Origin of the sequence: Mesorhizobium sp. M7A.F.Ca.CA.002.05.1.1, assembly GCF_003998335.1 — a bacterium.
In the GTDB taxonomy this organism is placed as follows: domain Bacteria; phylum Pseudomonadota; class Alphaproteobacteria; order Rhizobiales; family Rhizobiaceae; genus Mesorhizobium.
Map to the genome: position 1 here is coordinate 1 of NZ_RZQI01000157.1, position 9,178 is coordinate 9,178.

A 9,178-nucleotide genomic window follows, 5' to 3' on the forward strand; every position below is an offset into this window, starting at 1 on the left:
GTCTATGCCTATGTGCTGTGGGGCGTGGCGATCGGCGTCGGCCAGGTGCTGACGCGCGGCGAAGACGGCCAGCGTGCCCTGTTCCTGCTGCCGGCGCTGCTGTTCACCATCGCCATGGTGATCTTCCCGACGCTATTCGGTTTCTACATCGCCCTCACCGACTGGAACCTCAGCTCGTTCAGCGGCCGCAAGTTCAACGGGCTCGACAATTTCTGGCAGATGCTGGCCGATCCCTACTACCGCAACGCGCTGTTCAACATGGTGCTCTATGTGCTGGCGGTGGCGGTCGAATATGTCATCGCCTTCGGCCTGGCGCTGCTGCTCAACGCGCAAATCCGGGCGCGAAAATTCTTCCGCGTCGTCTTCCTGATGCCGCTGATGCTGTCCCCGGTCGCGGTGTCGTGGATGATCGGCAAGTCGCTGATGGAATACCGGTTCGGACCGGCAGCAACGCTGGCGCGCCATCTCGGCTGGGAAAATCCCGCCTTCTTCTCCGACCCGATCATCGCGCGCATATCGATCATGATACTGGATGCCTGGACCTTCATCCCATTCATGATGATCATGCTGCTGGCCGGGCTGCAGGCGATGTCGCGCGAGGTGCTCGAAGCCGCACGCGTCGATGGCGCCAATGCGTGGCAGACCTTCTGGCAGGTCACTTTTCCGCTGATGTTGCCGGTGTCGGTGACGGCGGTGATCCTGCGCATCATCTTCAAGTTGAAGCTTGCCGATATCATCATCACCGTGACGTCCGGCGGCCCCGGCGGCGCCACCGATTCCGTGTCGAGCTTCATCTATCGCGAATATCGCGACCGCTCGAATGTCGGCTACGGAACCATGCTGGCGATGGCCTATCTGGTGATCATCGTCGTGTTCGTCACGTGGCTGTTGAAATTCGCCAACCGTTTTGTCCGCAATGTCAATTAAAGCAAGATGGGGGTGAGTTAAGCCCGATGAGCGTTCAGACCACCGAATATGTCGCCTCGGAGATCCGCTCGCCGGCGAGCTTCCTCGCCAGCCGCGTTTTCATCTATGGCGCGCTGGCCTTCTGGGCGTTCATCTGCCTGTTCCCGATCTATTGGACGGTGACAACCTCGTTCAAGACCGCGGTCGACGTCACGCAGGGCCATCTCATCCCCTTCGTCGACTTTCAGCCGGACTGGAAAGGCTGGCGCTCGCTCGGCCTGTCGCCGGACTCGATCTTCCAGACCTCGACGGTGCGCGAGGAGTTCCTCAAGCGCTTCATGAATTCGGTGATCACCTCGGTCGGTGCGTCGAGCCTCGCCATCGTCATCGGCAGCCTCGCCGCCTACGGGCTCACCCGCTATCGCTATCATTTCGCCTGGTTCAAGAACGAGGACATCTCGTTCTTCTTCCTGTCGCAGCTGATCCTGCCGCCGGTGGTGCTGGCGCTGCCCTTCCTGGTACTCTACCGCGAGGTCGGCCTGCTCGACACGCGCATCGGACTGATCCTGCTTTACACGCTGATGGTGCTGCCGATCGTCATCTGGATCATGCGCGACCAGTTCAATTCGATTCCCGTCGAACTTGAGGAAGCAGCCCTGGTCGACGGGCTGTCGATCTGGGGCGCGTTCTTCCGCATCGTCATGCCCATCGCGCTGCCGGGCATGGTCGCCGCCTTTATCCTGGCCATGGTGCTGTGCTGGAACGAGTATTTCTTCGCCGCCCTTTTGACCTCGACCGACGCCAAGACGATCCCCGTCATGGTGGCGAGCCAGACCGGCTCGCAAGGCATCAACTGGTGGTCGATGGCAGCGCTCGCCACGGCAGCCATCGCGCCGCTGGCGGTGATCGGCATCGCGCTTGAGCGCTATCTGATCATGGGCATGACCGCAGGAGCGGTGAAGTAGCAGGGCGGCCCGCTAGGCTGCCAGGATCGTGCGCAGGTGGTCCATGATCATGGCGACGCCCTTCTGCCCAAGCTCGGCCGAAGCATCCTTGGCGCTCGCCGTATACCAGCTCTTGTTGTCGTTGAAGTGAGCGGCATCGACAGCCTCCGGGCATAGCGCCAGCATCAGCGAGGTCTCGCCGATGCCGGCATGATCGAACGGGTACTTGCCGTTCATGTCAGCCGACATCAGCGGATGCACTTGCACCCAGTTGAAGAAATTTTCACCGGTGGCGTGCCCGGAATAGTAGTCGGCCATCGCCTGAGAGCCCCACCAGCCCTCGCCGCGCTCCTTTTCGAGGAAGCGGAAGATCGCCTGGCGGCCGGCGGTCTTGAACGCCAGATCGGTCGGCATGCCGGCGGCAAAGTTCTCGGTCTGGTGGTGGATGATGGCGTGGATGTTGCGAAAGCCGATGCGCAGCAGGCTGTAGAACAGCTCCTCGCCGAACGGCGCCAGCGCATTGCCGCCGACCTGCACCGAGCCGCTGCCTTCCGGGGGCGCCACCGCATAACTCGCAGCACCGTAGTAGAAGGGCGGCAGGATGACGACGTCCTTCTCCTTTTCGAACAGCTCCAGCGTCTTGACGACGGCCAGCGTGTCCATGCCGACGGCCATGTGCTCGCCATGGTATTCGAGCACGCCGAGCGGCAGAGCGACCGGCCAATTCTCGGCGATCGCCCTGCGGATCTGGTGTGGCAGCATCAGTTCGTAGCGCATGATCTATTCCATGTTGGTGTGGCGGGCGCGCATGGCTTCGGGCGACGCCCCGATCAATTCCCTGAGTTTCAGCACCATCACCTCGAACAGCAGGAACAGCGCGCCTTCGAACACCGAGCCCATCGGCAGCACCGATGTCTTCTGCGCCCCCTGATCGTTGGCCATGGTCTGCGCGGGAATGAGTAGGGTGAAGTCCGCGCGCTTCGCCGCGCTGCCTGCGGCCTGGGCGGTCAGCAGGAGATTGGTTGCACCTGCTTGGTGCGCGACCTGCATCAGGGTCAGCACGGTCGAGGTCTCTCCCGGCCCGGAGCTGACCAGGAAGACATCGCCCTGCCCCAGCGGCGGTGTGTTCATGTCGCCGACCACGGACACCGGCAGGCCCAAATGGTAGAGCCGCATGGCAAACCCCTTGACCTGCAAGGCCTCGCGGCCGCAGCCATAGACGACGATCTGTCGCGCGCCGGCCAGCATTTTGCAGGCGGCGTCGATCCGGCTTTCGTCGATGCGGGCCAGCACGCCGCCGAGTTCCTCAAGCGCGGTCTCGAACAGGCTTTTGCTCTTGTCGCTCACCGCGATCCTGCCATCAAAAATCACCCCTGGTATTTGCCGCCCTTGCTGCCACGAACAGCTTGATTTCGTTCATGCTAGCAACCGCGAAAATGCGTGTCCAACCCGCAGCTATGCTTTTGCCTGACCACAGGCGTGATAGTGTCATGTCAGACAAATCGAGCGAGGCAAACGGCAGCATATGAAGACACGGCATTTCGACCGCATCGGCAATGGCGGCATCAGTTTCACCGAGCTCGGCTTCGGCGCGGCGCCGCTCGGCAACCTCTACCGTGCCGTCTCCGACGAGGACGCCAACGCCACGCTGGAAGCCGCGTGGGCGACCGGCTGCCGCTACTACGACACCGCGCCGCTTTATGGACTCGGCCTGTCGGAAACGCGGCTCAACCCGTTCCTGCGCGGCAAGAAGCGCGACGACTATGTGCTGTCGAGCAAGGTCGGCCGCATCATGCGCGCCTGCCCGCCCGAAGAGCGCACCGGCATCGGCAAGTTCTTCGACACGCCGTCGCGCCGCGAAGTGTACGACTACAGCTATGACGGTGTCATGCGCTCGTTCGAGGCCTCGCTTGAGCGCCTCGGCGTCGACCGGATCGACATCCTCTTCGTCCACGATGTCGACATCTTCACGCATGGCAGCAAGGAAGCCTCCGACCGGCGCATCGAGGAGTTCATGCGCTCGGGCTATTACGGCTTGCTGTCGCTGCGCGACCAGGGCGTGATCAAGGCGTTCGGTGGCGGCATCAATGAGTGGCAGGTCGCGCAGACGCTGGCCGAGCGCGGCGACTTCGACCTGTTCCTGCTGGCCGGACGCTATACGCTCCTGGAACAGGAGGCGCTGACGTCCTTCCTGCCGCTCTGCCAGGCACGCGGCATCGGCATCGTTCTCGGCGGCCCCTACAACTCCGGCATCCTGGCGACCGGACCGAAGCCCGGCGCCTACTACAACTACTCGGAAGCGCCGAAGGACATACTCGATCGGGTCGCCGGGATCGAAAACGTCTGCAAGCGTCATGGTGTCAGGCTGATCGAGGCCGCCCTGCAATTCCCGCTGCTGCACCCCTCGGTCGTCTCGGTGATCCCCGGTGGCCAGCGGCCGAGCGAGGTCGAGAGCAATCGCTCGCTGCTCGATGCGAAACTGCCCCCAGCGCTTTGGGCCGATCTCAAGAAGGAAGGTCTGATGCGCGCCGAGGCGCCGACCGCATAAGCCGGCCGCCGTCGCGTCAGCGTCGGGCACAAAAAATGAAAAGCCGGGCAAGCCCGGCTTTTCTGAGGTCTCTGAAAAGAAAAAACGCTTAGTTGACTGCGTCCTTGAGGCCTTTGCCGGCCGAGAACTTCGGCACGGTGCGCGCCGGGATCTTCACTTCGGCGCCGGTCTGAGGATTGCGGCCGGTCGAAGCCGCACGCTTTGACACGGAGAAATTGCCAAAGCCGACAAGCCGGACATCGCCGCCCTTCTTCAGTTCGCCGGTGATCACGGAAAATACCGCATCGACCGCCGACTGCGCGTCACCCTTCGAAATGCTCGCGGCGTCGGCGACAGCGGACACCAGTTCGTTCTTGTTCATAAAAATTCCCTTCCATGAGAACACCGGAACTATCGACTCATCCGGCAGGAAACGGACTTTAGAAAGAAGCGCTCCCGCAACCAAGTCGAAAAGGCAGGAAAAAAGCGGAAAAAGCCCGGAAATGCTGGGTTTTTCACATGAAAAAGCCGGGCTCTAGGCCCGGCTCTCCGTTTGTGCGCTGCAACCTTGACGAAAACCAACGCATGGCCTCGAAAACCGTAGCCGGTTTTCGGAAAGGGCCATGCGCAAGTCCGAGCGTTAGAGCGTCCTTTGTGCGTCCAGATGGACGCCCGGCGCTCTAATGCGCCAGGGACTTTCCAGCGTCGTCGGCACTGTCTGTCGAGGCCGGCGGATTGACCGGTTCGACCCATTCGATCGGCTCCGGCATACGCACCAGCGCGTGGCGCAACACCTCGCCGACACGTGAGACCGGAATGATCTCCATGCCGTTCTTCACATTGTCCGGGATCTCCGCCAGGTCCTTGGCATTGTCTTCCGGGATCAGCACCTTCTTGATGCCGCCGCGCAGTGCGGCGAGCAGCTTCTCCTTGAGCCCGCCGATCGGCAAGATGCGGCCGCGAAGCGTTATCTCGCCGGTCATCGCCACATCCGCCCGGACCGGAATACCCGTCAGTACCGACACAATGGCTGTCGCCATGGCAGCACCCGCAGACGGGCCGTCCTTCGGCGTGGCGCCTTCCGGCAGGTGCACGTGGATGTCGCGCTTGTCGAACAGCGGCGGCTCGATGCCGAAATCGACGGCGCGCGAGCGGACATAGGAGGCCGCCGCCGAAATCGATTCCTTCATCACGTCGCGCAGGTTGCCGGTCACCGTCATGCGGCCCTTGCCGGGCATCATGACGCCTTCGACCGTCAGCAGTTCGCCGCCGACTTCCGTCCAGGCAAGACCTGTAACGACACCGACCTGATCGTCAGCCTCGACCTGGCCGAAGCGGTAGCGCTGCACACCAAGGTAATCGGAGAGGTTCTCCGCCGTGATGCTCACCGTCTTCTTCTTCGTCTTCAGGATCTCGGTCACCGCCTTGCGCCCGAGCTTCATCAGCTCGCGCTCCAGGCTCCTGACGCCCGCTTCGCGGGTGTAGGTCTGGACGATGGCGCGGATCGCGTCCTCACCGACGGAAAACTCCTTCGGCTGCAGCGCGTGATCGCGGATCACCTTCGGCATCAGGTGCCGCTTGGCGATCTCGATCTTCTCGTCCTCGGTGTAGCCGGCGATACGGATGATCTCCATGCGGTCCATCAAGGGCGCCGGGATGTTCAGCGTGTTCGCCGTCGTCACGAACATGACGCTCGACAGGTCGTATTCGACCTCGAGGTAATGGTCCATGAACGTCGAGTTCTGTTCCGGATCGAGGACCTCGAGCAACGCCGATGACGGATCGCCACGGAAGTCCTGGCCCATCTTGTCGATCTCGTCGAGCAGGAAGAGCGGGTTGGACTTCTTGGCCTTCTTCATCGACTGGATGACCTTGCCGGGCATCGAGCCGATATAGGTGCGGCGGTGGCCACGGATCTCGGCCTCGTCACGCACGCCGCCGAGCGCCATGCGGATGAATTCGCGACCGGTCGCCTTGGCGATCGACTTGCCGAGCGAGGTCTTGCCGACGCCGGGAGGGCCGACGAGGCACAGGATCGGCCCCTTCAGCTTCTTCTGGCGGCTTTGCACGGCGAGATACTCGACAATGCGCTCCTTGACCTTGTCGAGGCCGAAATGATCAGTGTCGAGCACGTTCTGCGCGAACGCCAGGTCCTGCTTGACCTTGGAGTTCTTGCCCCACGGAATCGACAGGATCCAGTCGAGATAGTTGCGCACGACGGTCGATTCAGCCGACATCGGCGACATCGTCCGGAGCTTCTTCAACTCGGCTTCCGCCTTTTCGCGGGCCTCCTTGGAGAGCTTGGTCTTCTTGATGCGCGCCTCGATCTCGGCGGCCTCGTCGCGGCCGTCCTCGCCTTCGCCGAGTTCCTTCTGGATCGCCTTCATCTGCTCGTTGAGGTAGTATTCGCGCTGCGTCTTCTCCATCTGGCGCTTGACGCGCGAGCGGATGCGCTTCTCCACCTGCAGGACGGAGATTTCGGCTTCCATGAAGCCCATAGCCTTTTCCAGCCGCTCCTTGACCGAGAGCGTGGCCAGCATTTCCTGCTTCTCAGGGATTTTGATGGCGAGATGCGAGGCGACCGTGTCGGCGAGCTTGGAATAGTCGTCGATCTGGCTGGCTGCACCCACCACTTCGGGCGAGATCTTCTTGTTCAGCTTGACGTAGTTCTCGAAGTCGGTGACGACCGAACGCGCCAGCGCCTCAACCTCGACCTCTTCCTCGTCCGGCTCGACCAGCGCCGCGGCGCGGGCCTCGTGGAAGTCGGGATGGTCGGTGAACGAGACGATTTTCGCACGCGAAGCGCCTTCGACCAGAACCTTGACGGTGCCGTCGGGCAGCTTGAGCAATTGCAGCACATTGGCGAGCGTGCCGATGTCGAAGATGGCATCGGGCTCGGGATCGTCGTCGGCGGCATTCATCTGGGTGGCAAGCAGGATCTGCTTTTCCTGACCCATCACCTCTTCCAGCGCCTTGATCGACTTCTCACGCCCGACGAAGAGCGGCACGATCATGTGCGGGAACACCACGATGTCGCGCAGTGGGAGAACTGCGAAGACGCCGTCGCTGGGTGCCTTGGATACTTTGGCCATTGTCCAACCTTTCATGTCGCGGCCGCCAATCAGCCAACCGCGAATCTTATATTAACGACCGGGGATCGTTCCGCCTACCACCGTTTATGACGGGAGTTTTACAGCACAGAAATCGGGCACCTCGGCCTTCTCCAGTTAGTTGGATGCACGACCCCCAAAGATCAAGGGGCGTGTCCAAATCCGCACTTCCAACCCGTCCGCGAGTGACACATTTGCGACGCCAAGCCGTACGCCGCGCAAAAGCCCTGTGTGACAGCAAAACGGCGCCTTGCGGCGCCGTTTCAGAATTTCGCTGCGGGCTCATGATGTCAGGCGCTGACATTGCCCTTCTTTTCCTTCTGCTCGGAGTAGATGTAGAGCGGCCGGGCACTGCCGGTCACCACCTCCTCCGAAATCACCACTTCGCGCACGCCTTCGAGCGCGGGAAGCTCGAACATCGTGTCGAGCAGGATCGCCTCCATGATCGAACGCAGGCCGCGCGCGCCGGTCTTGCGCTCGATGGCGCGCTTGGCGATCGCCGAAAGAGCGTTCTCGTGGAAGGTCAGGTCGACATTCTCCATCTCGAACAGCCGCTGATACTGCTTGACCAGCGCGTTCTTCGGCTCGGTCAGGATCTGGATCAGCGCCGGTTCGTCGAGGTCTTCCAGCGTCGCCAGAACCGGCAGACGGCCTACAAATTCGGGGATAAGACCGAACTTCAACAGATCCTCGGGCTCGACCAGGCGGAAGACATCGCCAGTGCGGCGATCCTCGGGCGAAGCGACGACCGCGCCGAAACCGATCGAGGTCTTGCGGCCGCGATCCGAGATGATCTTGTCCAGCCCGGCGAAGGCGCCGCCGCAGATGAACAGGATGTTGGCTGTGTCGACCTGCAGGAACTCCTGCTGCGGGTGCTTCCTGCCGCCCTGCGGCGGCACGGAGGCGACGGTGCCTTCCATGATCTTCAGGAGCGCCTGCTGCACGCCCTCGCCCGACACGTCGCGGGTGATCGAGGGATTGTCCGACTTGCGCGAAATCTTGTCGATCTCGTCGATGTAGACGATGCCGCGCTGGGCGCGCTCGACATTGTAGTCGGCCGATTGCAACAGCTTCAGGATGATGTTCTCGACGTCCTCGCCGACATAGCCGGCTTCGGTCAGCGTCGTCGCGTCAGCCATGGTGAAGGGCACGTCGATGATGCGGGCCAGCGTCTGCGCGAGCAGCGTCTTGCCGCAACCGGTCGGGCCGATCAGCAGGATGTTGGACTTCGCCAGCTCGACATCGTTGTTCTTGCCGGCATGTGCGAGGCGCTTGTAGTGGTTGTGGACCGCCACCGACAGCACGCGCTTGGCGTAGGGCTGACCGATGACATAATCGTCGAGAACCTTGAGGATCTCCTGCGGTGTCGGCACGCCTTCGCGCGACTTCACCATCGAGGTCTTGTTCTCTTCACGGATGATGTCCATGCAGAGTTCGACGCACTCGTCGCAGATGAAGACCGTCGGACCGGCGATCAGCTTGCGCACTTCGTGCTGGCTTTTGCCGCAAAACGAGCAGTAAAGCGTGTTCTTGGAATCGCCGCTGTTGTTGCCGACCTTGCTCATTTTCATGTCCTTTCATGGCCGCCCGCCGATGGTCTGGCTGAAAGGGCGCATACTCTATCTATCGCGGGAATCCGCCGCCGCCAGTGTGTCCCGGCTCCCGCAACGCATTCCGTACGAAACACAAAT

At 62.0% G+C, this 9,178-nt stretch carries 8 protein-coding genes; 3 read left to right on the top strand and 5 right to left on the bottom strand.

Annotated elements, in window-relative coordinates:
• Positions 1-927 (top strand): carbohydrate ABC transporter permease (locus tag EN939_RS10795; RefSeq protein WP_164750942.1); only part of this gene is annotated, 927 nt, incomplete at its 5' end.
• 26 nt (positions 928-953) lie between these two features.
• A complete protein-coding gene (locus EN939_RS10800; protein ID WP_127268003.1) occupies positions 954-1,871 on the top strand; it encodes a carbohydrate ABC transporter permease in 918 nt (305 codons plus the stop codon).
• A gap of 12 nt (positions 1,872-1,883) precedes the next feature.
• Here the strand turns inward: EN939_RS10800 and EN939_RS10805 are convergent, their stop codons facing one another.
• Positions 1,884-2,627 (bottom strand): creatininase family protein, encoded by a 744-nt coding sequence (locus EN939_RS10805; protein WP_127268004.1) that lies wholly within the window; start codon positions 2,625-2,627, stop codon positions 1,884-1,886.
• Positions 2,628-2,630: 3 nt separating this feature from the next.
• Positions 2,631-3,197, bottom strand: coding sequence for an SIS domain-containing protein (locus EN939_RS10810; protein WP_127268005.1), 567 nt, complete (start codon positions 3,195-3,197; stop codon positions 2,631-2,633).
• A 178-nt stretch (positions 3,198-3,375) separates the two neighbouring features.
• Here EN939_RS10810 and EN939_RS10815 point away from each other — a divergent pair, with 178 nt between their 5' ends.
• Positions 3,376-4,398: an aldo/keto reductase gene (locus tag EN939_RS10815; protein ID WP_127268006.1), complete on the top strand. Its 1,023-nt coding sequence runs from the start codon at positions 3,376-3,378 to the stop codon at positions 4,396-4,398.
• A gap of 88 nt (positions 4,399-4,486) precedes the next feature.
• On the opposite strand, the gene hupB is transcribed toward EN939_RS10815, so the two are convergent.
• The 3 genes from hupB to clpX all read right to left on the bottom strand — a co-directional run bounded on the left by hupB (position 4,487) and on the right by clpX (position 9,052).
• The gene (gene hupB, locus EN939_RS10820; RefSeq protein ID WP_127268007.1) at positions 4,487-4,759 is read right to left on the bottom strand and encodes a DNA-binding protein HupB; all 273 of its coding nucleotides are present in this window, start codon (positions 4,757-4,759) and stop codon (positions 4,487-4,489) included.
• 298 nt (positions 4,760-5,057) lie between these two features.
• A complete protein-coding gene (gene lon, locus EN939_RS10825) occupies positions 5,058-7,469 on the bottom strand; it encodes an endopeptidase La (protein WP_127268008.1) in 2,412 nt (803 codons plus the stop codon).
• A 308-nt stretch (positions 7,470-7,777) separates the two neighbouring features.
• Entirely contained in the window at positions 7,778-9,052 is a 1,275-nt protein-coding gene (gene clpX / locus EN939_RS10830) for an ATP-dependent Clp protease ATP-binding subunit ClpX (RefSeq protein ID WP_013532190.1), read from the bottom strand.
• Positions 9,053-9,178 lie beyond the last annotated feature (126 nt).